Origin of the sequence: Ruminiclostridium cellobioparum subsp. termitidis CT1112 (assembly GCF_000350485.1) — a bacterium.
GTDB classification, from domain to species: domain Bacteria; phylum Bacillota; class Clostridia; order Acetivibrionales; family DSM-1351; genus Ruminiclostridium; species Ruminiclostridium termitidis.
Genome location: NZ_AORV01000038.1, coordinates 52,902 through 78,031, shown reverse-complemented (window position 1 = coordinate 78,031; position 25,130 = coordinate 52,902). Strand labels below are relative to the sequence as shown.

At 43.8% G+C, this 25,130-nt stretch carries 20 protein-coding genes, 1 riboswitch and 1 other annotated feature; of the genes, 13 read left to right on the top strand and 7 right to left on the bottom strand.

Going from position 1 to position 25,130, the window contains the following annotated elements; translation table 11 throughout:
• The first annotated feature begins 10 nt into the window (after positions 1-10).
• Positions 11-252, top strand: a binding site (T-box leader).
• A gap of 108 nt (positions 253-360) precedes the next feature.
• The 3 genes from CTER_RS14570 (at position 361) to CTER_RS14560 (ending at position 3,129) form a co-directional block, all read left to right on the top strand.
• Positions 361-1,377 carry an ABC transporter substrate-binding protein gene (locus CTER_RS14570; RefSeq protein ID WP_004626523.1) on the top strand — a complete coding sequence of 339 codons (1,017 nt, stop codon included), beginning with the start codon at positions 361-363 and terminating at the stop codon, positions 1,375-1,377.
• Between the two features lie 64 nt (positions 1,378-1,441).
• A complete protein-coding gene (locus tag CTER_RS14565; RefSeq protein WP_004626436.1) occupies positions 1,442-2,335 on the top strand; it encodes an ABC transporter permease in 894 nt (297 codons plus the stop codon).
• Positions 2,335-3,129 carry an ABC transporter ATP-binding protein gene (locus CTER_RS14560; RefSeq protein ID WP_004626509.1) on the top strand — a complete coding sequence of 265 codons (795 nt, stop codon included), beginning with the start codon at positions 2,335-2,337 and terminating at the stop codon, positions 3,127-3,129. The genes CTER_RS14565 and CTER_RS14560 overlap by 1 nt, the downstream gene beginning before the upstream one ends.
• Positions 3,130-3,223: 94 nt before the next feature.
• On the opposite strand, the gene tkt is transcribed toward CTER_RS14560, so the two are convergent.
• The 3 genes from tkt to CTER_RS14545 form a co-directional block, all read right to left on the bottom strand.
• The gene (tkt, locus tag CTER_RS14555) at positions 3,224-5,212 is read right to left on the bottom strand and encodes a transketolase (RefSeq protein ID WP_004626493.1); all 1,989 of its coding nucleotides are present in this window, start codon (positions 5,210-5,212) and stop codon (positions 3,224-3,226) included.
• Between the two features lie 354 nt (positions 5,213-5,566).
• On the bottom strand, positions 5,567-7,351 hold the full coding sequence (locus CTER_RS14550; RefSeq protein ID WP_004626441.1) for a sensor histidine kinase: 1,785 nt from the start codon (positions 7,349-7,351) through the stop codon (positions 5,567-5,569).
• A 77-nt stretch (positions 7,352-7,428) separates the two neighbouring features.
• Positions 7,429-8,940 carry a response regulator gene (locus tag CTER_RS14545; protein ID WP_004626553.1) on the bottom strand — a complete coding sequence of 504 codons (1,512 nt, stop codon included), beginning with the start codon at positions 8,938-8,940 and terminating at the stop codon, positions 7,429-7,431.
• Positions 8,941-9,117: 177 nt separating this feature from the next.
• On the opposite strand from CTER_RS14545, the gene CTER_RS14540 reads away from it, so the two are divergent.
• From CTER_RS14540 to CTER_RS14505, 8 genes are all read left to right on the top strand, one after another.
• Positions 9,118-10,494 carry an ABC transporter substrate-binding protein gene (locus CTER_RS14540; RefSeq protein WP_004626471.1) on the top strand — a complete coding sequence of 459 codons (1,377 nt, stop codon included), beginning with the start codon at positions 9,118-9,120 and terminating at the stop codon, positions 10,492-10,494.
• Positions 10,495-10,587: 93 nt separating this feature from the next.
• Complete coding sequence (locus CTER_RS14535) at positions 10,588-11,466, top strand: carbohydrate ABC transporter permease (RefSeq protein WP_004626492.1); 879 nt, start codon at positions 10,588-10,590, stop codon at positions 11,464-11,466.
• Complete coding sequence (locus tag CTER_RS14530; RefSeq protein WP_040761269.1) at positions 11,463-12,305, top strand: carbohydrate ABC transporter permease; 843 nt, start codon at positions 11,463-11,465, stop codon at positions 12,303-12,305. Before CTER_RS14535 ends, CTER_RS14530 begins: the two co-directional genes overlap by 4 nt.
• A 24-nt stretch (positions 12,306-12,329) precedes the next feature.
• Complete coding sequence (locus tag CTER_RS14525) at positions 12,330-13,103, top strand: HpcH/HpaI aldolase family protein (protein ID WP_004626460.1); 774 nt, start codon at positions 12,330-12,332, stop codon at positions 13,101-13,103.
• A 78-nt stretch (positions 13,104-13,181) separates the two neighbouring features.
• On the top strand, positions 13,182-14,168 hold the full coding sequence (locus CTER_RS14520; RefSeq protein ID WP_004626504.1) for an aldo/keto reductase: 987 nt from the start codon (positions 13,182-13,184) through the stop codon (positions 14,166-14,168).
• A gap of 51 nt (positions 14,169-14,219) precedes the next feature.
• Positions 14,220-14,678 (top strand): NanQ anomerase/TabA/YiaL family protein, encoded by a 459-nt coding sequence (locus CTER_RS14515; protein WP_004626458.1) that lies wholly within the window; start codon positions 14,220-14,222, stop codon positions 14,676-14,678.
• A 235-nt stretch (positions 14,679-14,913) separates the two neighbouring features.
• Positions 14,914-15,711 carry a metal ABC transporter ATP-binding protein gene (locus tag CTER_RS14510; RefSeq protein WP_004626431.1) on the top strand — a complete coding sequence of 266 codons (798 nt, stop codon included), beginning with the start codon at positions 14,914-14,916 and terminating at the stop codon, positions 15,709-15,711.
• The gene (locus CTER_RS14505; protein ID WP_004626427.1) at positions 15,708-16,547 is read left to right on the top strand and encodes a metal ABC transporter permease; all 840 of its coding nucleotides are present in this window, start codon (positions 15,708-15,710) and stop codon (positions 16,545-16,547) included. Before CTER_RS14510 ends, CTER_RS14505 begins: the two co-directional genes overlap by 4 nt.
• A 96-nt stretch (positions 16,548-16,643) precedes the next feature.
• On the opposite strand, the gene CTER_RS14500 is transcribed toward CTER_RS14505, so the two are convergent.
• The gene (locus CTER_RS14500; protein WP_004626445.1) at positions 16,644-19,085 is read right to left on the bottom strand and encodes a glycoside hydrolase family 94 protein; all 2,442 of its coding nucleotides are present in this window, start codon (positions 19,083-19,085) and stop codon (positions 16,644-16,646) included.
• Positions 19,086-19,307: 222 nt separating this feature from the next.
• Positions 19,308-20,273: an acetylxylan esterase gene (locus CTER_RS14490; protein WP_004626515.1), complete on the bottom strand. Its 966-nt coding sequence runs from the start codon at positions 20,271-20,273 to the stop codon at positions 19,308-19,310.
• 196 nt (positions 20,274-20,469) lie between these two features.
• On the opposite strand from CTER_RS14490, the gene CTER_RS14485 reads away from it, so the two are divergent.
• On the top strand, positions 20,470-22,377 hold the full coding sequence (locus tag CTER_RS14485) for a glycoside hydrolase family 3 protein (RefSeq protein WP_004626518.1): 1,908 nt from the start codon (positions 20,470-20,472) through the stop codon (positions 22,375-22,377).
• Positions 22,378-22,645: 268 nt separating this feature from the next.
• On the opposite strand, the gene CTER_RS14480 is transcribed toward CTER_RS14485, so the two are convergent.
• Both CTER_RS14480 and CTER_RS14475 read right to left on the bottom strand, forming a co-directional pair.
• Complete coding sequence (locus tag CTER_RS14480; protein WP_004626485.1) at positions 22,646-22,948, bottom strand: hypothetical protein; 303 nt, start codon at positions 22,946-22,948, stop codon at positions 22,646-22,648.
• Between the two features lie 229 nt (positions 22,949-23,177).
• A complete protein-coding gene (locus CTER_RS14475) occupies positions 23,178-23,729 on the bottom strand; it encodes an ECF transporter S component (RefSeq protein ID WP_004626456.1) in 552 nt (183 codons plus the stop codon).
• Positions 23,730-23,882: 153 nt separating this feature from the next.
• A riboswitch (FMN riboswitch) is annotated at positions 23,883-24,012 on the bottom strand.
• A gap of 193 nt (positions 24,013-24,205) precedes the next feature.
• Here CTER_RS14475 and galU point away from each other — a divergent pair.
• A complete protein-coding gene (galU, locus tag CTER_RS14470; RefSeq protein ID WP_004626484.1) occupies positions 24,206-25,078 on the top strand; it encodes a UTP--glucose-1-phosphate uridylyltransferase GalU in 873 nt (290 codons plus the stop codon).
• Positions 25,079-25,130: the final 52 nt, after the last annotated feature.

Below are 25,130 nucleotides of genomic sequence, written 5' to 3'. Positions count from 1 at the left end.
CAATAGAATATAAAAAGCGATGATCAAGAACCAGTAACAGTTTTACCAAATCCTTCAGAGAGCCTTCGGCCGGTGAAAGAAGGCAGGATACGGTATTGTGAATTCATCTTGGGAGCTGTGCGCTCAAAGGCAAATGCCCTGTAGGTGGCTTCGGGATCCGCCCGTTATAGTGGAAGAACAATATTGGTTGTTCGTGTGAGATTGTGCAAACAATGAAGCAAGGTGGTACCGCGATATGAATTCGCCCCTGTAAGTTTATTACTGGAGGCGATTTTTTATTGTCTGGAACGGTGGTTCAAAGCAGCTCAAAATGAGCTGGTTGAATAATAAATTAATTAAATGTAGGACGGAGGTACGGTTATGAAAAAAATTAATAGGGGTTTGGCGTTATTGACGGTAGTTGCCATGATGGCAGGTGTAGCAGGCTGCGGCGCAAACAACAGTTCAAACAGCAGCTCAAATGGTACGGATGGTACTGACACAAAAAAACTGAACATCGGTATCGTTCAGTACATGGAGCACAGTGCGCTAGATAGCGCACGGGAAGGCTTTATAGAAGCCTTGAAAGACAATGGATATGTGGATGGAGAAAAAATAACCATTGATTTGCAGAATGCTCAGGGTGATCAGAGCAATCTTTCTACCATCAGTGATCGTTTTGTAAGCAATAAAGCAGACCTGGTGCTGGCAATAGCAACTCCGGCAGCCCAGTCCATTGCAGGAAAGACAACAGAGATACCAATACTGGCAACAGCAGTAACTGATTTTGAATCCGCCAAGCTTGTAAATTCCAATACTGCTCCCGGCGGAAATGTCAGCGGTACCACAGATATGAATCCAATTAAGGAACAAATGGATTTGCTGGTCAAATTGGTGCCGGGTGCAAAAAAGGTGGGAGTGATGTATACTTCCAGCGAAGATAACTCCATTTTGCAGGCAAAGCTTGCCAAAGAAGCTATTGAGAAGCTGGGACTGACATATGTCGAGGCTACTGTAACCAATTCAAACGATGTTCAACAGGCGGCACAGTCAATAGTCACACAGTGTGATGCAATCTATGTACCAACCGACAACACCTTTGCTTCAGCCATGCCTGTTGTAAGCGGTGTAACCACCAAAGCCAAGATACCTGTTATATGCGGGGAATCCGGTATGGTTGACAAGGGCGGGCTGGCCACTCTGGGTATAAACTACAAGGATCTGGGCTACCAGACAGGACTGATGGCGGTTAAAATATTAAAAGGCGAAGCAAAACCTGCCACAATGCCAATTGAAGGTTCCAAGAATTTTGATTTTGCAATAAACGGAGCCATAGCCGATGAAATAGGGCTTAAGATACCGGCAGATCTGGAACAGTACGTAATCAAGGGTAAATAATCAAAAAGCTATCATATAATATAATCACAAACTTTGAAGATAGAATGGAAAATGGGTGAATGTAATGTTGGATATATTTCTTGGGGCTATATCCCTTGGGCTGCTATGGGCCGTTATGACAATAGGGGTGTATATAACCTACCGTATTTTGGATATTGCAGATCTGACTGTGGAGGGAAGTATTGCAATGGGTGCTGCCATAGCCGCCAAGGCTATAAGTCTCGGAGTCAATCCCTTTGCGGCAACTGCTCTTGCACTGTTGGGAGGCTTGACTGCCGGCCTGATAACAGGACTGCTGCACACAAAGCTTAAGATACCGGCACTGTTGTCAGGAATCCTGACCATGATTGCCCTTTACTCGGTCAACCTGCATATCATGGGAAAGGCCAATGTGGCTCTGCTGCGTATGGATACGGTCTATACACCGTTTACGAAATTGGGCATGAGTACGAGAGATGCCGTTATAGTTTTAGGCTTTATCTGCGTTTCGGCAGTGGTGGGAATTTTATATTGGTTCTTCGGAACCGAAATAGGCTCTGCCATACGTGCCACCGGTGACAACCCGCACATGGTCCGGGCGCAGGGTATAAACACCAATATGATGAAGATCATAGGGCTGGTAATAAGTAACGGTCTGGTTGCAATCAGCGGTGCATTGATTGCACAAAGCCAGGGCTTTGCAGATGTTCAAATGGGTACGGGTTCAATAGTTATAGGTTTGGCATCGGTTATTATAGGTGAAGTGCTTTTCGGGAGGAAGAGTTTCTTCAGCCGGCTTCTATCACTGGCCCTGGGTGCCATGACCTACCGTATCATCATTGCATTCGTACTTAAATTGGGTATGCCCGCAAATGATCTGAAGCTGTTTACGGCAATAACCGTGGCCATAGCCCTGGCTTTGCCGGTATTCAAAACATATCTTCACCCAATTAAAATATCTATCAAGGAGGGTGACTAATGCTTCAGGTTAATGGAATATATAAGGTTTTTAATCCCGGAACGGTAAATGAAAAGGTTGCGCTGCGCAACGTCAGCCTGCAGCTTGATGAAGGTGATTTTGTCACTTTGATAGGGGGCAACGGGGCCGGTAAGTCAACTTTGCTCAATTGCGTGGCAGGTGTATATCCCATAGAAATGGGCTCAATAGTGATAGATAATACCGATGTGACAAAATACTCCGAACACAGGCGTGCAATAATGCTGGGAAGGGTATTCCAGGACCCCATGAGGGGTACTGCCGCCAACATGGGTATTGAGGAGAATCTTGCCCTTGCATACCGCAGGGGACAGCCCCGGGGTCTGAGATGGGGGATCAAAAACAAGGAAAGAACACTGTATAAGGAGCTGCTCAGCCATTTGGAGCTGGGGCTGGAAAACCGGCTGGATGCGAAAGTGGGGCTGCTCTCGGGAGGACAGCGGCAAGCGCTGACTCTATTAATGGCCACGCTGAAAAAGCCCAGATTGCTGCTACTGGATGAGCATACGGCAGCCCTTGACCCCAAAACCGCTGAAAAGGTGCTCCAGCTCAGTGACAGATTTATTGAGGATGATAGGCTTACAGCGTTAATGGTTACCCACAATATGCGCGACGCCATAAAACATGGCAACCGCCTGATAATGATGCATGAAGGACGCATAATTCTGGATATCAAGGGAGAGGACAAAAAGAAGCTCACTGTGGAGGATCTGCTGCAGCGCTTCGGCAGGGCAAGCGGCGAGGAATTCGCAAATGACCGTGCGCTGCTGTCATAGCAGATGTAAAAAACGCTAAATAATTTATAAATAAAAAATCCATCCGGAGTTCCCGGATGGATTTTTTTGTGCTGTTAATCAACCTTTTAAATTCTTATTTGGCTAAAACTGCTTTAGCTTTAGCAGCAATGTTTTCAGCCGTGAAACCATAGTGCTTGAACAGAAGATCGGCAGGACCTGAAGCTCCGAAGGTGTCTATGGAAACGACTTCGCCCTTCAGACCTACATATTTGTGCCAGCCGAAGGAGGTAGCTGCTTCTACTGCAACTCTACTGCAAACGGAGGAAGGCAATACGCTTTCCTTGTACTCAGCCGTCTGTCTTTCGAACAGTTCCATTGAAGGCATGCTTACCACTCTGGCGTCTGTTCCTTCGGCCTGAAGCTGTTTTCCTGCTTCCAGGGCAGCGTGGACCTCAGAACCTGAAGCAATGAGGATAACCTGCGGAGTAGAATTCTTTGAATCCAACAGTGTATAAGCGCCCTTTAATGCGACCTTACCGTCGATGTCTAGCACAGGCAGGTTTTGTCTTGTCAATACCAGACAGGTCGGTGAGGATGGATTTGTAACTGCAGTAAACCAGCCGGCAGCTGTTTCGTTTGCATCGGCAGGTCTGAAATCTATGAAGTTGGGTATGCTTCTGATTGCAGCGAGCTGCTCAACAGGCTGGTGAGTGGGTCCGTCTTCTCCTACACCTATGCTGTCATGTGTCATGACATAGGTTACGGGTACATTCATAAGAGCGGACAATCTCATAGCGCCCTTCATGTAATCTGTGAAAACGAAGAAGGTCGAGCAGTATGCTTTCAATCCTCCATAAACAGCTATAGCGTTTGCTATTGCTGCCATTCCATGCTCTCTTACCCCAAAGTGGAGGTTTCTTCCACTGTAATCGACAGCAGAAAAATCGCCCATATCCTTCATGTGGGTTTTGTTTGAAGGAGCAAGGTCGGCAGAGCCCCCGACGAGGTTTGGAAGTTTCTTTGCCAGGTAATTTATAATATTTCCTGAGATAGCTCTGGTAGCGTTTGGCTTGCTGTCAAACTTCCAGTAGTTCTCATCATTCAGCAGAAGTTCTTCATAATTGCCGGTCTGCCACAATTCCCATTCCTTTGCAAGGCCGGGGTATTCGGCAGCGTATTTCTTGAACATATCGTTCCAGGCTTCCTCGGCCTTCAAGCCTGACTGTACAAACTCCTTAGTAAAGCCTGCAACCTCATCGGTTATATTGAAACAGTCATCCTTGCACATTCCGTAGAATTCCTTGGTCTTTGAGAGCCCTTCTTCACCGAGAGGTTCTCCGTGAACTCCGGAGGTACCGGCCTTTGGTGAACCGTAACCGATTTGAGTATTAACTATTATAATGGATGGCATACCGGTTTCAGCTTTAGCTTTTTCTATGGCAGCGCTGATATCATCAACACTGTTGCCGTCCTCAACTTTGAGAACCTGCCAGCCGTATGCGTCAAAACGCTTTGCCACATCTTCTGTGAATGCAATGCTGGTATCGCCTTCTATGGTGATCTTGTTGCTGTCGTACAGAAGGATTAGTTTTCCGAGTTTCAAGGTTCCTGCCAGAGAAGCCGCTTCTGATGCAACACCTTCCATGAGGCAGCCGTCGCCTGATAATACATAGGTATAATTGTCAACTACATTGTAGCCTTCCTTGTTGAATTTAGCAGCCATATGGCGTTCTGCCATTGCGAAGCCTACACCATTGGCAATACCCTGACCCAGAGGTCCGGTAGTTATTTCAACGCCCGAAGTGTGGCCGTACTCGGGATGCCCCGGAGTTTTACTGCCAAACTGTCTGAAATTCCTAAGGTCTTCAAGTGATACGTCATAGCCGAAAACATGCAGCAGTGAATATAACATTGCTGAACCATGTCCTGCCGACAGAACGAATCTGTCTCTTCCTGCCCATTTAGGATTTTTGGGATTATGTTTCATATGCCTGGCCCAAACGGAATACGCAATAGGCGCTGCACCGAGCGGAAGACCGGGATGTCCGGAATTTGCCTTTTGAACTGCTTCTGCTGCTAAAATCCTGATGGTATTTATGCATGCTGTGTCTAACTTACTCATTGCTAAGTCCTCCCCAATATCTATTTTATAATGCATAGGTTCAAAAGAACGTGGTACGTTCTTTAAAAATTTTTCGTCTGCAGAAAAATTTCTTATTTAAGCGCTTCCAATGAAACGCCTCGTTATAACTGTTAATATTAAAGTTTTAAAAAAGGTTTTATTAAAACTCAAATCACTAATATATTAACACATAAACAAGCAAAAAATAAATATAAAATCGTTACTTGTTAAAAAAATGTCTATATATTGAGGGAAAATGTATAAAACTGTATGTCAGGCAGTTATTACACAAACAGTTTCTGTGTAATAAGAATATTTTTCCCAACAAAGCAAATAAAATATTCTGTTTTAACACTATTTCTCAAGAGGAAATGTGACAAATACACAGGTGCCTTCATCAGGAGTACTGGTGAAGCGCAAGCCGTACGGTTCACCGTATGTCAGGCGGATACGCTCGTTTATATTCCAAACCCCGTAGCCCTTGTTTTCTCCGGGAGTGGCCAGCAATGCCGAAAGCTGTTCGGAACTCATTCCGACACCGTCATCTTCTATAGTTATCTGCAAAGTACCGCCGGAGGCCTGGCCTTTAATGGTTATTGTTCCGCGGCTGTCGGCTTTTTCGTAGATACCGTGGAGAATTGCGTTTTCAACAAGCGGCTGCAATACGATTTTAATGATACGGCAGGAGGATAGCTCATCGGGCACATCAACCACCAAATTTATTTTATCTTCAAATCTCATATTCTGGATATTTACATAAGTCCTTACATGTGTCAGTTCCTTTTCCAGTGTTACAATATCTTCACCATGCCCGAGACTCAGCTTGTAAAAACGCCCAAGACTTTTAGCGGCATTTTCAATTGCCGGCACTTTATTTTTTACAGCCAGCCAGTAGATCATATCAAGAGTGTTGTATAAAAAATGCGGATTGATTAAAGACTGCAGGACTTTGAGTTCAAGATTTTTAATTTCGTAACCCAGCCTGTACTGTTCATCCAGCAGTCCGCTGATTTTGCCGGCCATGGTGTTAAAGCTGTCGGTCAGCTCCCCGATCTCATCTTCACCGTTTTTAAGAGGCGCTATAATAAAGTTTTTGGAGCCGGCCTCCTTCATGTGGTGCTTGAGCCTGCGCAAACGGCTGGTAATGCTGTAGGAGGTAATATAAATTATAGGAATTGAAAATAAAAATAAAATGAGGACGATCCAGAACAATTGGTTTCGGTAAAGATAGGCCGAGGTGAGAATATCACCGTTTGGCACAAGCATTACCAGTTTCCAGTCTGCGTGATCAATGTTATGGACACCTATCAGGTAATCATTTTTGCTGATGTTTACTTTATGCATGGTGCCGTCGGCCGGCAGCTTATTTTCAGCTATGATGCCATTCAGGAAGTTAACCTCGGTAAGCGCAGAATCTCCTGTGGCAGTGATCATTTCATTGTGTGAATTGTATAAGGCAACGGTGGTATTTTTTGTTGTGGTCATTTTAGCGATTATTTCCTCAAAAACACTTTGAGGGACCGTTCCTGTAATAACTCCTATGTATTTATTGATACTGTTGAGATCCGGAATTCTTTTTACAATGGAAATATAGGGACTTGGACACCCGGGATCAAAGAAATAGGAGGGAATCCACACCGTATCCAGCAGCGGACTGTTCTCAATACGGGTGTACCAATCGCTCTGCTCGGCATTGGACAACCTTTTGAAATTATCCGTCTCTTCAAAGCTTGCCGGACCTTTTCTCATATACAGCCGCACGGTGGTAATGTCGCTGGTGGTATATGAATTGTATATAATATTCTTAATATCCTCAGTCTGAATGGTCCAATAGCCCTTGTTGTTACGATAGAAAGAATCGCTGGTTTTCAATACGGTCTGAACATTTTCGTCAAAGCTTATTATATCAATAATATTTTTCAGTGAAAAAACCTTGTAACTCAAAAAGTCCGAGGTCTGGCTTATAACTTTTTCATTTGAGTAAATAGCCTGTTCCTCACTTATCTGTGCCGAGCGGTAGTAGTTTATTATAAGGATTAATGACAGGGGGAGCATCATTAATACGAGATAAGTGGCAAATAATTTGGTAACGAAGCTGTTACGCGGGATTTTGAAGGTAAGTTTTTTAGGGAAGGTCATGTTCTCTCCATTCCTCTGCTGTGGGGTGCTACAAATAATAAGTATAAAGTCTTTGGCCGCCGGGGTTCAAGGGAGCCTCAACGGGGGTGGCTGTGGCGGTATTGGCTGGGAGTTTGACCGCAGCAGCGTTTGAACAGTGCACTCATATAGTTGGGGTCTGTGATACCCACCTTTTCTGTAATTTCATAAAGACGAAGGTCGGTACCCTTCAGCAGTTTTTTTACTTTTTCCATCCTGACCTGAATAATAAAATCATTAACAGTAACATTGGTATTTTGCTTAAAAAGTGAACACAGGTAATTTTGCGACAAACCTACATGGTCTGCGATTGTCTTTACCGACAAATCACAATTGTTATAGTTCCATAGTATAAAATGTATTGCTTCCTTGATCTTTAAGTCATAGAGGTCATTTCCCAGGGTTTGAAATGCACGCATGCCCTCCAGTATGAGTTCCCGGATTTCACCCAGGTTGTATTGCTCAAAGTCTTCAAATGACATCAGGTTATTATTTAAGGTGCGTTCCATCATACTTTTATAGAGTGTGTACAGATGTTTCCTGACATTTTCAATATCACTGAACTGTTCTTTTTCAAGGAAGGAGAACACCTGCAGCGTACTGTCCAGATTGATGCTCAAGGTCTCAAAATATCGCTCCGGCAGCGTTTTTTCTCTGTGTACATTTTTGAAGGTAATAATTTGGCCGGTTCCGAGATAAAAGCTTTGCATTGCAGCCTTGCAGGACTGCCGGTAAGCGCGGGGCAGCTCCCTGAGAGTATTGCAGACAGGACTGATGCCTATGGTTACAGATAGCTGCAGCTTTTCGGCAATGGCCTCCCTGAGGAGTGCTGCTGCCGACTCAAGGGCATTGCCGGTTGTACCGTTTATAAGCAGCGCGATATCGCCGCCTGCGGTCTGCCCTGCAAAAAAGTCAAGAGGTAAAGGGTTTGAGCTGCTCTCTAAAAAAGTATAGATTGCATTTATCAAATCCCTGGAGTCTTTATTGTATAAGGATTTTTTATCTGTATGTATACATAGAATGGCATAAAGCGAACTATTGTCCCAGGTGAAATAAAGCGGAGAATATTTGGCCCTGAAGGAATCGTAGTCAAGATCCGGTAATACCAATGCCAGGGCAATTTCCTGTTTCACCAGCGGAAAAGATTCCACCAGGCCTGACAGCAGTAAATCATTACTTTGTTTCTTGAGATTGTCATTTTGCAGCTGGGTGACGGTCTCCGATATTACATTGGTTATTTCGCTTATGTCAATGGGCTTTTCTATATAGCTTTCGGCCTTTAAGGAAATAGCGGATTTTAAATATTCCTTGTCGGAATATCCGCTTAAAAAAATTATTTTACAATCAGGATAGCCGGCACGGACATTGGTTGCCAGTTCAATACCGTCCATGTGAGGCATCTTTACATCGCACAGCAGTATGTCGATATGTTTGTTCAGCATCAATGCCAGGGCTTCTTTTCCGTCAGGGGCCGTGTAAACTTCACCGATGTTCATATCCGGCCAGTTAATATTTTCAAACAGACCTTCACGAGTAAGTTTTTCATCATCAACTATTAGTAAATTGAACATAAAGCCTCCAGGATATATGCAATATAAAGAAGAGTGACAAAATCGGAGAATTTCTAAGATTATAGTAATATTGTTATATTAACTTTGTCAAGGAAAATCTATATACTATGGCTTAGAACGATAAAGGTCATGACCCGTTTTAAAAACAAAAATATAATCAATTAAGGAGATAAAAAGATGAGAAAAGCATTATCATTTTTTTTAGTGATCGTTATATGCATGAGCCTTTTTGCCGGCTGCGGCAGTTCAGAAGAAAATTCAGCCGGTACAACATCTTCTGCCGGCACAGCCGGTGCCACGGATGCAGCCGCTGTGAGTACATCAGGTTCTGATCAGGTATGGAGCGGTGACGCCGTATCATTAAAGATGATGGTATTCCCGGCAACGGAAAACTATCAGAAAATAAATGACCAATTCCTGGCGGCTAATCCCGAGATAGATAAAAAAGTGGATATTAATGTGGAATTGGGCGGCAGCGGTGACGGTGACGTTGCTACAAAACTGCGTCTGTTACTTGCATCAAGACAGGAACTGCCAAACCTCATCCGTTTAAATTATACACAGCTGCCTGAATTTGCCGAGGCAGGAGTACTTGAACCGGTTAAGGATTATATTGCACCTTATGAAGACAACATTATTGACGCTGCAAAAAGTGTTATGAAATATAACGATGAATATTTTGCTTTTCCTCGTGAAATCAAACCCAAAGTATGGTTCTACCGTGCGGATATTTTCAAGGAATGCGGAATAGACCCATACCAGGTTAAAACAATTGATGATTATATAGCAGCAGGCAAGAAGATTCAGGAGAAATATCCCAAGGCATGTATGGAAAATTATAATGCACCCAGCCAGGCTTATGATCTGATGATGATGATGTCGGGCACAGAAAACGGCCGTTTCTGTGACAAAGACGGCAATTATAATTTTGCAGATAATGCGGATGTAAAACTCACCTTTGAGCGTATAAAGAAAATCAAGGAGTCCGGTGTTAACAGCAGTGTAATGGAATGGAGTGCCGATTGGGCGCCTGCGTTCAGCAGCGGGGAAATCGTAAGCCAATTAATGGGCGGATGGTTTAAAACCGACTTTATGAACTTCAAACTGGAAGACCAGAAGGGTAAATGGGCTATTGCACCATGGCCTGAAGAAATCCGTCAGGGTTCGGATGCAGGCGGAGCTATCTGGGTAATACCGGCTGAAAGCAAAAACAAAGAGGTTTCGGGCTCATATATATCAAAGCTGTGTTTTGATAACGATGCTGCAAAAATTGTCTACGATGTAACAGGAATAATACCGGCATTAAAATCAGCCCAGGAAGATCCATATTTTAACGCACCGCATGCATACTATGCATCCAGTCTTGGTCCTGTCAACTTTGAAGCAATGAGCTATCTCAAGGTTTATCCGTATACTCCTGCTTCATCACAGGAAATAACTATTGCAACACAATATCTGGATGAATATATCAGAGGAAAGATGACAGTGGATGAGGCATTAAAGGCTGCGCAGGCTGATATGATAAGCCAGATCGGAAACCCATACAAGAAATAATTACGTTTAACCGGCGAATTTTATGGGCGAAGAAACTGTTTGTTTCAACCGCCCATAAAATTTAAAGGTTAAATTTGTAAGGAGGATACTACATTGCAAATACAAAAAAAAGCCGGTAGAACTCAACAAAAAATGGTACCCTACCTGTTCATTCTGCCTTTTCTGATTTCCTATATACTTTTCTTCCTATATCCTGCCATTTATTCTTTTGTCTTAAGTTTCTATAAATACAAGGGTTATGGGGAGGCAAAATTCATTGGTATATCAAATTATGCAAGCCTCTTTCAATATGAAACCTTGTGGAAGTGCCTGGGGAACACTTTTTTCTATTTTATTGCAAGCTTTATTCCAACCATGATTTTTGCATTTCTATTGGCCATGCTGGTACGGTCAAAATTAATACAGCGGTTTCAATCCTTTTATAAGCCTATTTTGTTTTTACCGCAGATTTGTGCTGTCGTAGCAAGTGCATTATGCTTTAAAATCATATTCGGGGAGCGGGTTGGCGTATTCAGCCAGCTTTTAAACAGTCAAATTCCATTTTTGACAGATGACCGGTATATGAAGTGGACTGTAGTAATTTTAATAACCTGGCGCGCCATCGGCTGGTATTTTATCATATATCTTTCAGGGCTGACAACCATCAGTGACGAAATTATGGAAGCGGCGACCATAGATGGGGCAAATAATGTTCAGAGTACTTTTTTCATTACAATACCTTTGATGAAACCTATATTTATGCTGGCTTTTATCACAAATGCAATTGGTTCTCTTAAGATTTTCACCGAGCCAAACCTTGTACTGGGTATAAACTATGATCCTCCCATGAAGGCTGCACCATTTATCAATATAATTTTAAACAATTTGAATGGCAGCCAGTTTGGTATGGCAAGTGCCGCCGGTTGGATACTGGTCATGGTTATTTTTATACTGACATTGGTACAACTTAAATTTTTTAAAGGAGAAGAATGATGAAAATAAATGACAAAATAAGTTCAATATTAATTCATATCGTTTTAATCCTTTTCAGCCTTCTGGCAATTTATCCGGTTTTTATAATGGTGGCCGGTTCACTTAAGACTGCAACCGAGCTTTCGGCAAATGCATCCGGATTTCCCATTGCTCCGACACTGGAAAACTATGTCCGTCTGTTCAACTTTGATTCCGGACTGATAGTGAGAACCTTTTCAAATAGTATTTTTGTTGCGGCCGCATATTCTGGTTTAACTGTAATTATAGCCAGTCTTGCGGGTTTTGCATTTGCCAAATATAAATTTTTCGGAAGAGATATATTATTCGTTATGCTGCTGATAACGATGATGATACCAGCAGAGCTCAACATGACTCCGCTGTATCTGATGTTTTCCAAGATGCACTGGCTGAACACCTACAAGGTACAGATATTTCCGGGAATAGCAAATGTATTTGCCCTGTTTTTAATGAGGCAGTATATGGTCACAATTCCCGATTCACTTATAGAAGCTGCCCGCATAGACGGTGCAAGGGACTTTAAAATTTTCTACAGGATTATTATGCCCATATCGATGCCATCCATCAGTGCATTGGCAATACTGCAGTTTTTAAGCAAGTGGAATGAAATACTTTACCCTAAAATAATGCTTACAAAGAAAGAAATAATGCCTATTATGATAATACTTCCCACTCTGAATGAGTTGGATTCGGCCCGCAGCGTTCCATGGGAGCTGGTTTTGACCGGTTGTACTCTTGTTACGGTCCCTATCATAATCGTATTTTTAATTTTTCAGGATAAATTCCTTTCCAGTGTTACATTGGGCGCTGTAAAAGGATAATATATTCAAAAGGAGACGAACCATATGAATCGTATTGATAATATAAGGAAAAAAATTGCCGAAGGTAAACTTGTAAAGGGATTCTTTCTCACCATGGCGGATCCCATGGTAAGTGAAATTGCCGGCTATGCGGGGTATGACTATGTCTGGATAGACGCAGAGCACGGGCCGCTGGACCGTCAGGAGATATTCCACCACATTGTGGCAGCTCAGGGATCCGGCTGCTGTGCTTTTGTACGTGTACCTGTTGCCGACCCTGCGGCAATGAAAGCCATTCTGGATATGGGGCCTGACGGTATAATTTTCCCGTTTGTAGACAATAAGGAAATTGCTCAAAGGGCGGTGCAAGCCTGTGCCTACCCTGACGGTGAAATTCACGGAGTACGCGGACAGGGCCCCATTCGTGCAATCAAGTACGGACTTGAAGATGAGGGTGCCTATTTGAAAACCGCATATGAAAAAGTTTTTAAGATAGTTCAGATAGAATCCCTGGAGGGTTATGAAAATCTGGATGCGATCATGCAGGTAAAAGGTATTGATTCAATTTTCATCGGTGCTGCGGATTTGTCCAGAAGCATAGCAGGGAAAGGTAATGACCTGGACCTGAATACGATATATAATGATATATGCAGCCGGGTACGCAAAAACAACTTGGTGCTTGGCGCGGCCATTGGAGCAACTGCTGAAGATGCCGCCAGAGTCACGGCTAAGGGTGTTCAGTACGTTGTGTTCGGTCAGGACGCCAGAGTGCTTGCATCGGGCTTAAAAGCCAACCTGGATGCGCTGAAGGATTTTTAAAGCACTATTCATTACATTTCATTACATTTTGTGGCCGCTATTGCGGCTCAAAGCCATAACATGGCTTGGGAGGTCAATATGGAGTATACGGCAAACACGGCAAGATATGAGAAAATGAAGTACAACCGCTGCGGAAAAAGCGGTTTGCTGCTGCCTGCAATGAGTCTTGGACTCTGGCACAACTTCGGTGACTGTGCGGTTTATGCAAACAGCAAAAACATGCTGCTGGGCGCATTTGATCTGGGCATTACGCATTTCGATCTGGCAAACAACTATGGACCAAGTGCCGGCAGCGCCGAGGAAACCTTTGGAAAGCTTATAAGTGAGGAACTCGGACCATACCGCGACGAGTTAATAGTTTCAACAAAAGCCGGTTATTACATGTGGCCGGGACCTTACGGCGAATGGGGCAGCAAGAAAAACCTGGTGGCAAGTCTGGACCAGAGCCTTAAAAGAATGAAGCTGGACTATGTGGATATTTTTTATCACCACAGACCCGATCCCAATACCCCTCTGGAGGAAACCATGGATGCGCTGGCTGGAATAGTCCGCAGCGGAAAGGCTTTATATGCGGGTATCAGCAATTATAATCCCGAGGATACCGGGAAAGCTGCCGTTATTTTAAAGGATATGGGAGTTCACTGTCTCATTCATCAAATGAACTATTCAATGTTCAACCGGCAAACGGAGAAGGTTCTGGATGTGCTCGACGAGCAGGGCATTGGAAGTATAGCCTTTTCGCCGCTTGCACAGGGGCTGCTGACCGGCAAATATGCAAACGGGATACCGTCTGATTCCAGAGCGGCAGGGCACAGCGTGTTTTTGACAAAGGACAGTATTACACCGGACAAAATAGAGAAAGCCAACCGGTTGGGTCAGCTGGCTGCCGAAAGGGGACAAAGCCTCACACAGATGGCTCTTGCCTGGGTATTAAGAAGAGACAGGGTGACAAGTGTTATTCTGGGGGCAAGCCGTCTTGAACAGATCAAGGAAAATATTGACGCTCTGAACCGGGCGGAATTTGCAGATGAGGAACTGGCACGGATCGATGCAATACTTAAGTAATCCTCAGGGAATAAGTGTTGATGGAAACTAAAATTGCTGGGAGAATGTTATATGGTTTTGGACTTATTTGAGAACAGGGAATTATATTTTAATATGCACAGCGGCTTCAAGCCCGCCTTTGAATTTATTGAAGCCTGTATAAGCGGAAATCCCCTGCCGGGCAAATATGAGATAAATGCTGAAAAGGTATATGCCATGGTCCAGGAATATGAAACTGTCCCGGAAAATGAGATCCTGTGGGAAGCACATAGAAAATATATTGATATACAGTATATTTTCCGGGGCAGTGAATTCATCCATTGTGCAAATATCCGCGAAATGCCGCCGGATACAGTTTACAATGAGGAGAAGGACTGCCTGCTGTGCAGTTTCACCGGGGGGACACAGCTGAAGCTGAACACGGGCAATTTTGCTGTATTTTATCCCCACGATATGCATAAGCCTATGTGTATGGCGGATAGCCCGTCAAAAGTAAAAAAAATAATTGTAAAGGTGGAGGTACAGGAGTAAATACCGCCCACGAAAATTATCATACATCCTAAACAGCTGTCTTTAACAATTATTAATCATGATTGTTTGAAGGCGGCTCTTTTTTTCTTGTTAATACAGGGCTTGCGTTTTCTGTGCAATATTGTAAATATCAAGCTTATTTTGGTATACTATTTAAATAGGTATTTTAAATACTCAGCGGGTGCTTTACCGGCTGGGATAAACGAAGCAGTTTGTACTTGAAAGGATATCTACAATGTCGGAAATAAATGCAAGGCACAGGGAAAAATGTGATGTTAATAAAACCTGCAGTGGGTACTGCTGTACTCAAATAAAAGACTTTTCGGTAAGGATAGGGAAAACAGAGATCCTGCACGATGTGAACCTGCATCTGCACTGTGGAGAGCTGACTGCTTTGATAGGTCCCAACGGGGCAGGGAAGAGCACGCTGCTGAAGGCAATCCTTGGAGAGATAAAGCATGAGGGATCAATTGTTTTTGCAGGCTCCAACGGGCAGAATAGTGCCAAACCCATGGTGGGCTATGTGCCGCAGCAGTTGGAATTTGATACTGCGGCACCGGTGAGTGTGAAAAACCTCTTTACAGCATGCATGGGCAGAAAGCCTGCCTTTCATAGCACTTCCAAAGAATTGACCAAAAGGATATCGGACTGCCTGGCGCGGGTGCAGGGTGAAGGCTTGATTGACAAAAGGCTGGGAGCTCTGTCGGGAGGCGAACTTCAAAGGGTGCTGCTGGCTCTGGCCCTGGAACCTGTTCCCCAGCTGCTTCTGATGGACGAGCCGGTATCGGGGGTTGACAGGAAAGGACTTGAAGTATTTTATGAAATAGTCTCGCATATAAGAGAAAAATATGACCTGACAATCATACTGGTATCCCACGACCTTGATCTGGTAAAAAAACACGCCGACAGGGTTGTGCTGCTGAATAGGACAGTAATTCTGAACGGGCCTCCGGATAAGGTATACAGCGATAAAAAGTTATCCGAGACTTTTGGCCTTACTGGATTAATTGACAGCAGTGAAGAGGGGGAATGAGCTTGAGCCAGATATATAGTTTGTTGAATACCATCCTGCCGTTTGAATGGCTGGGATATGATTTTATGAAGAATGCCTTTCTGGCTGTATTGCTGATAACACCCATATTCGGTATTTTGGGAACCGTTATTGTCAACAACCGCATGGCCTTTTTCTCAGATGCCCTTGGCCATGGAGCTTTTACAGGAATAGCTATCGGAAGTGTAATAGGGATAATTCAGCCGATATGGTCGGCAGTGGTGTTTTCAGTTGCTTTTTCGGTACTTATTACACTTATAAAAAATAAAACCAAAACTTCAACAGATACGGTAATAGGTGTTTTTTCGTCGGCCGCCATCGCTCTGGGTGTAGTGCTGGTGACTTCGGGAAGTATCAGCTACAACTCTTATCTCGTGGGAGACTTGCTCAGCATAAGTCCCCTTGAGGTAGGAATCCTGCTCATACTCGCTGTAGTTATAGTTGTTTTATGGATTTTATTTTACAATAAGGTTTTACTGGTCAGTGTCAATATATCTCTGGCCAGAAGCCGCGGCATAAATACCATGGCTGTGGAGCTGGCCTTTACTGCAATAATAGCTGTTACGGTCACCCTGGTCATACAGTGGATAGGCTTGCTGATAATAAACTCACTGCTGGTGCTGCCTGCCGCCGCTGCCAGGAATGTTTCTACAAATGCACGGCAGTATAACGTCCTGACTATACTGATCTCAATTGTTTCAGGGCTGATCGGACTGATATTGTCCTACTACATGGACACTGCCACAGGTGCAACAATTGTAATCGTTTCTGCAATAATATATTTTATAACACTGGGTCTGCGGAAGAGGTTTGCCTGAGTATCTTGAGTATAGTAAAAATAAGAGCATAAAAATACCGGTACTGTGATAGCCCGTACCGGTATTTTTTTATCCAAGTGACAGAAATTCATTGCTTTATCCCATAACCACCAAAATATCATTTTTATCAGAAAGTCCATCGAATGCGGCATAGCAGCCCACAAGCTTTTTCCCGTTAATAATAAGGTGCTTTACTCCTTTTTCAACGCCTGCCGAATTATCCACCTTTATATTAAGAAGCTTTCCGCGGAAATGCTTTGTCATACTGAAGTATTTCCATGCAGCAGGAATGCAGGGATTTATATTTATTCCGTCATAGTCCGGCTGGAGTCCCAGAATTCCGTTGACGGCGGCAACCATAACTGTTGAGGCCGTACCGGTGAGCCAGTGCACATGCGAACGGCCGTGATTCAAGGTGTCGATGCCTTCGGTTGCCTGACCGTGAACATAGGGCTCCAGCACCCTGATTTCGGCCTGCTCATTCATGGCGGCAGGATTAATTTCATTAAAATATTCATAGGCTCTGTTGCCGTTGCCCACAATAGTTTCGGCCAGAATAAGCCAACCCTGCGGCTGGGAGAATATACCCGCATTTTCCTTTGTTCCCTCATTAAAAAGCACCATCCTGGCAACAGGAAGCCCAAACTTCTTGAATGCAGGGTAGAAAAGCATGGCACCATATTTGGTATTGAGCTTCCTGTACACCTGCTCAAGTACAAGTCCGGCTCTTTCTCCGCCGGCTGCGCCGCTGATGACGGCCCAGGTTTGCGGATTCAGCCAGAGACTGGCTTCTTCGTTGTCTTTTGAGCCTATGGTATAACCGGCCTCGGTAAAGCCTCGGACATACCGGGTCCCGTCCCAGGCAAAATCGTCGATGGCCTTGCTTAATCTCTCCATATGCTTATCAGCCCATTCCACATCAGAACCATACCCTTTTCTTGAAGCAAAATCCCTGAATATGGACAGGGCGTGGTATAACTGGAATGCAACAAACATGGATTCACCTTTGGTCCCCAACCTCAGGCAGTCATTCCAGTCGGCAAAGAGGCCGGCAGGAAAGCCGTGGGGGCCCTGTCTGTCCAGATTGAACTGTATTGCCTGCTTCAGGTGGTTATAGACTGATGTCTGTCCTCTGTCGGCATAGGGGATAACCTCATCTATAAAGTTCCAATCCCCGCTTTCCTTGATATAGGTCATAACCGTGGGGAAAAGCCATAGGGCATCATCCGCCCTGTAAAAGGACTGTCCGGTCTTTCTGGCATATTCCGATTCATCGGGGGTTTCAATTTTTCCCGGGACATGGTCGAATTTTACAAGAGGAAGACCTCCCCCGTTTGAAATCTGGGCCGACAGCATGAGGCAGAGACGTTCCTTTGCCAGCCTGTAATCCAGGTGAATTATACCCTGGATATCCTGAACGGTATCCCGGTAACCCAGGCCGTTTCTCAGACCGCAGTACTGGAAGGAGGCCGCCCTCGACCACAGGAAGGTTATAAAGCACTGGTACGCATTCCAGACGTTGACCATGTTGTCAAATTTATCATCGGGAGTATCTATCTGCAAGTTTTCCAGCCTGGAGTGCCAGAGATGCTTTAACTCCTCCAGCTGCTGCCCCGCCAGATCGGTATTGTTTGAGAGGGCGGTATCATAGGTATTGATGATTTCCCTGGCAATTTCCCCGTCTCCGGCACCCAGCAGGAAAATCATTTCTTTTTCCTCGCCGGGATTCAAGGTTATATCGATTTGGAGGGCACCGCAGGAATTACCGTTATAAGCGGGTGTGTTTGAGCATCCTCCGGCTTCCACAGCCGCAGGATTTCCATAATTTCTATAGTTGCCTATGAACACGTCTCTTTCACCGTCAAATGCCGCCACCTCAGCCCCGGCCACTCCGAAAAACCTGAAGGAAGGATCACCCATCGCATCACAGCCTCCGTCAACATCAGCGGCTGCTTCACTGCCATTTTCGTTTATCACCTGGAGAATGTGATTCCCTTTAAAATAAGTTTTGCTGATGAACTGGGAATACTGCAGATTTACAGTATCATTTTCATAGTGGTCATGATTTGTAAACTCAACCATTCCAAAGACAGACAGCGTTCTTGCAGATGCTCCGCTGTTTTTTATCCTTAGGCCCCATACTTCATAGAATTTATTCAGGGGAACAAAATATGAGGTATTAGTTTCAATATCCCTGTATTGGGACTTTATTATTGTATAGGCCGTCCCATGCCGGCATTCGCTCTTATACAAATCAAGAGGCTTGCACACAGGCTGCCATGACCCCGACCAGTAATCCCCGTCGGAATTGTCGCGTATGTAGATATATCTCCCGGGCTGGTCGTTGGATCTGGAGTTTAGCCTGAAGCGGGTAATTCTCCCGGAGGCTCCTGATTTCACAAAACTGTAGCCTGTTGCGTTATTGGATATTATTGCGCCGTAATCCACCGAACCCAGATAGTTGCACCAGGGTGCAGGCGTATCCGGGCGGGTAATGACGTATTCCCTGTTAAATTCATCAAATTGACCAAATTGCATCGGAATTAATACCTCCAATCAGTAAAACCGTGTTCACAGTTATTAAAAAATAATAAACTCAAAGCTATGAGGAAATGATACCATAACTTGAATAAATCTCCAAACATTTTTAATATAAATTTTTTAAATGGAAACTCTATTAAAAGTACATACCTGAAATCGTAGCTAAAACACTTGTGATTAACTATACAAATTTCAGGTATGTACTTTTGAGCAATCCATTTATTCATTCTGCAGATACTTCATCAAAGTACGGAGCTTCGGTATTGTAGCTCCGGGCATGTATTCATGTCCGAAATACCTGAAAACGGCTATTTCTTTTGAACAGGTCAGCTGATTGTAGGCTGAGAAAACTGTTGAAGGAGGAGTTATGTCATCCACCAGACCGGAACTTATCCAGGTATGGCATTTTATCCTGGGTGCAAGATTCATCACATCAAAATATGTAAGAGTTTTCTTTGCCTGTATTTCAATTTCGGGAGAGGGATTTCTTCTGAAATACTCGTTGAACTCGTTGTAGGGACCGTTTGGAGCGATGTCTATAGCCCTCTCAAAGTTTGAGAGGTAGGGACAGTCAGCAACAGCAACCACAGGTATACCACTCAGTGCCGCCGCCGCCAGCGTCAGTCCTCCGCCCTGGCTCCCTCCATGTGCGCCTATCCTTTTGGCGTCGACATTATCAATGGCGGCCAGTACCTCCAGCGCCCGGACAGCATCCAGATATACCGCTCTGTAGTAGTATTCCATGGGATCAAGGATACCCTTTGTCATCCAGCCTGAAACTCCTCCGGTGGTGGAAGTCACATTGTCACAGCTATAACCCTGCTGTCCGCGGACAAGCATCTGAAAAGCTGCATAGCCGTGTAAGGCCCAGTTTACGGTATCTCCCACGCAGCCGTCCATGGCCCAGTTATAACCGTGGTACAGCATCAGGCCGGGATGGGGGCCTTCTTTGTCAGGGATAGCAAAGTAACCCTGTATATTGGCATTATTAAAGCCTGAAAAATTTAGTGTAAAAACCTTTACCCCTTTAACCGGATAATCATATGGTGTCAAAGTATATTTAAGAGGAATTTTAGACAGCTCATCGAGAGCATTACTCCAGAAATCATCAAAGTCAGGCTGTTTTGTCAGCTCAGGTTTAAAATTCTTCAACTGCTCAAGAGGCAGATCATAAGGCTGAAGCATAATATTAGTCTCCTTAATTTACAAAATAGAATAATAATACAATTATACCCCCGCTATTTTATTGTAACAAGACTTTTTAGACTTGAGTATTAGTTGTTAAGCACCATTGTTCTATATCTTTTATTCCTAATATTGCTAATTTTTTCAAAATTCTATACTATAGTATATAGAAGTGTACAGGTAAGGAGGCTGGATCATGGGTAATAAGAAAGCTGTTGTATTGGTTATGCTGTTACTTATCTCAATATTCACAGGAAGCTGCAGCGATTCCGGTGAAAGAGCCAGTGTGGTACCAGGAGTGAATGTTTCGGTGCCGGACAACGGATACAATGAATTAGAATCCTTATATGATGAAAAGAAATCTGTAGATGAGAATATTTCAGCATTCCTTAATGAAATGACACTTGAAGAAAAGGTAGGCCAGATGCTTCAGGTTGAGAGAAGGTCTATTTCCTCAAAAGATATCCAGAAGTTTTTTATAGGGTCGGTTCTGGCGGCGGGAGGGTCGGTTCCTGAGAAAAATACCATGGTGGAGTGGCGCAAATTGACCGACGAGTATAAATCTGCCGCCGTCCATACAAGGTTGGGAATTCCGCTCCTGTTTGCCATAGACGCCGTCCATGGTAACAATAATCTTGAGAATACCGTGATATATCCACATAATATTGGGCTGGGGGCGGGCGGCGACAGCGAATTGGCAGGCAAGATAGCAGGCGCCACGGCACTGGAGCTCAATGCAGCCGGCATTGACTGGAACTTCTCACCCTGTGTTGCCGTCAGCAACGATATACGGTGGGGAAGAAGCTATGAGAGCTTCAGTGAGAATCCCGATCTTGTGAGCATAATGTCCATCCCGTATATTACAAACATGCAGAAGAACGGCGTGGTAGCCTGTGCAAAACACTATGTGGCTGACGGCGCGGTAAGCTACGGAACGGGAGACAGCGGGTACCTGATGGATCAGGGGAACGTGAATATAAATCAGAAGGACCTGAACGATACATGCCTGTCGGTATACCAGGAAGCCATCAATGCAGGAGTTAAAAGTATTATGGTGTCCTACAGCAGCATTAACAATGAGAAGAACCATGGGAACAAGTACCTTTTACAGGACAGGCTCAAGGACGATATGGGTTTTAACGGGATTGTGATAAGTGATTTTGAAGGAATTCACCAGCTCAAGGGTGGAAGTTTATACGACAAGGTGGTCCTGGCTGTTGATGCAGGTATTGATGTACTCATGGAGGCGTCCCAGTGGAGGGAATGTTATGAAGCGCTGATTGAGGCGGTGGGAAATGGCGACATACGTACCGAGCGTATAAATGATGCCGTAACCAGGGTTCTCAGAGTGAAGATGGAAATGGGAAAGTTTGAAAACGTTTCTTCAATACCTGCAAATGAATATTCGCTCCGTAATATAATTCACAAGCAGATTGCAGAGGAAGCAGTGCTGAAATCGCTGGTACTGTTAAAAAACAAGGATAACATCATACCCTTCGGCAATAATCAAAACATAGCTGTCATAGGGCCCGCGGCAGATAATATAGGTATTCAGTGCGGGGGATGGACAAAAACCTGGCAGGGCGGCATGGATAATGAAGATGGACGGTGGATGAGCGGCACCACAATTTTAGACGGTTTTAAAGAGCTTGCAGGCAAAAAAGGTCATAAAATAATAACGGATATTGCAAAACTCGAAGAGGCCGATATTATTGTTGCCGTACTTGGAGAATACCCCTATGCAGAGGGGAAGGGGGATGACGACAGCATGGATCTTGTCAATGGAACTGCATTGGCCGATAATGAAAAAACTCTCAAAGCTGCGTATGCCGCCAAAAAACCAATAGTTGTAATACTGGTCTCAGGACGTCCAAGACTAATAACCGATGAAATAGACAGGTGGGATGGCCTGGTACAGGCATGGCTTCCGGGAACAGAGGGGGGAGTGATTGCAAGGGCATTTTATGGAGATGCTGAATTTACGGCGAGACTGCCGGTTACCTGGCCGCGGAATCTGGAGCAGCTGCCTATAACCCTCTATAAGCAATCGGACGGTTACAATGCTCTTTTCCCATATGGATATGGACTGAATGTGAAGAACTAGTTTTCCACAGTTGTCCCAACCATGTAATTTTACGTTATTCACAGACTTATACACATTATCCACAGGGTAGACGGAGCAAATAAATAACATTGACATAACAACTAGACGCTTGAGTTTTCAGTATGTTCAGATATTTATACAAGGTTTTGGCCCGGATATTTCACATATCCACACATGCGAAATTAACAGTTATCCAAAAGTTATCAACAATGAAATAGAAGGCGGGGAATCATCCCCGCCTTCTATTAAACCGTCCTACCGGATATTTTTATAATTCTTCTTCCTCATCCAAATCATCATCATCGAGAGCGTCATCATTGGTGGTCAGTTTTTTTTCAGAGTCGTCCAATCTTTCAAGATAATCATCAATAAGGTCCACTGCTTCCAATTTACTCATAGCTTCCAGGTTGACGTCGCTGATATCCTCTCCCAATTGCTCGGCAAGTTCTTTTATATATTCGACCTGCTGAGCGGTTGCTAATTCCACCATGGATTTAATGTGCTGATCGCATTTTTTGTTTGTACAGCTGCCGTTAATCTTTAATGAACCACACTTGTTACAAAATTCCATAAACAATATCACCCCGCAATTATTAACTATAGCATATTATTAGATAATCGGGTCAAAAGTCCCCTTGTGATAAGGCCAGCACGACCAGTCACTTAAAAATAATTGATATTATATATTATAATACGTGCTAAAGTATTTAATGTAAATATATAATTTCTATTTTTACTAAATAACTATCACAATATTATGCATAATAGTAATAAAATACAAGAGGTTTTTAAAAATTTCCCTACTTTTGTACTATTCGGAGCAGAAGGCTGCCTGCCGATTTAAAAATTAGAAGGAAAATGACAGAGTTAATTCCGGCTTTCATTAAGTTAAAGGGCAACAGTATCGGGACAATCATTGAAATGACCGCATCAACCGGTGTGCCTGCAAAAAGCGGATAAAAGATCAGATTCAGCGGAATCATCACAGCTGTCATAGCCAGAGTTCCACAGAACAGACCTATTATCAATCTCTTTATGTTCCTGTTTTTTGAGTAAATCGCCGAGGAAATCCCAACCAGGGCAGAAGCGGCGAAAATGTGCATAACGCAGCCAATCCAGCCACTGCCGCTGCTTACGGTCACAGCCTGGACAATCGAGGTAACGACACTCAGAAGTATACCGGCCAGAGGTCCAAATATGAAGCCTCCCATAAGGATCGGTATATCTCCGGCATCATACTCCAAAAACGGTGCCGCCGGGAAAGGGAATCTCAGCGGTGAGATAATCAGTATTATGGAAATGGCTATTAAAATTCCCATTGTTGTCAGTTGTTTAATTTTACTGCTGTTCATACAAAAAATACCCCCCAGGTTTATTTGCGTTCTTACAGAATTGAAAGGAAGATTTCAGGTACGCCTCCAACTTCATTTTTTACTTATAATATAAATAATATAAAAAGCCCTGTGAATAAAATAATCCACAGAGCCCAAAAAGCATTTTAAACGCCAATTCTTCTTCCATCCAGACTGTACTGTCGGCCACGGGATCTCACCATGTCTGCTTTCGCTCGCGGGCTAATGCATTCAACTGCATATTACCGCCGGTAGGGAATTTCACCCTGCCCTGAAGATACGCAATATTAAATTTAATCATACTATAATATCATTGATAAAATTATAACACTGGTAGTAAAAAAGCGTCAAGAACTATATACTCACAATTTTTTATATTTTAGGGTAATAATTTGCATATGTCTGTTAGATAAAATATAAATGTGTTAAAATTGGAAATATATAAGCAAATATAAATAAAGTAATCTGGAGGAGTTATGAAGGTAAGAAAAGCGATTATTCCGGCGGCAGGTCTTGGAACAAGGTTTTTACCTGCTACAAAAGCCACACCTAAAGAAATGATTCCTATTGTGGATAAGCCTACAATACAATACATAGTTGAAGAAGCCGCTGCTGCGGGAATTGAGGATATACTTATTATCTCAGGCAGAAATAAGAGAGCCATTGAGGACCACTTTGACAAGTCCTATGAATTGGAGGAGGAACTCCGCAGGAAAGGCAAGCATGAGCTTTTAAGCTGCGTCGAAGAGATATCGGGCATTGCGAATATTCACTATATCAGGCAGAAGGAGGCCAAAGGCCTGGGACATGCTATTTACTGCGCCAAGTCCTTTATAGGAGATGAGCCCTTTGCAGTCCTGCTGGGCGATGATATAGTTGATTCCAAAACGCCATGTATAAAGCAGCTGATGAATGTTTACAACGAGTATAGGACAACAATTCTCGGAGTCCAGAAAGTACCCCTTCCCGATGTGTCCAAATATGGAATAATAGCAGGGAGCCAGATTGATGAAAGAGTCTACAAGGTCAAGGGACTGGTTGAAAAGCCCGAGGTTGATCAGTCGCCGTCAAATATTGCAATGCTGGGAAGATATATTATTTCTCCCAGGATATTTGAATTCCTCGAAAAGGCCACTCCCGGCAAGGGCGGAGAGATATGGCTCACCGATGCGCTTCAGCAGCTCATGGAAAGCGAGGCCATGTATGCTTTCGATTTTGAAGGAGACAGATTTGATGTTGGAGACAGAATAGGCTTTCTTAAGGCCACAGTGGAATTTGCACTGAAGAGGGAGGAGCTGAGTGAGGATTTCACAGCCTTCCTGAAGGATAGAGTAGAAAGATTGCCGTAAAAATTGAATACCGTTTACCGAAATTAAAAAGCTGCCGCGAAATTACGTTTTA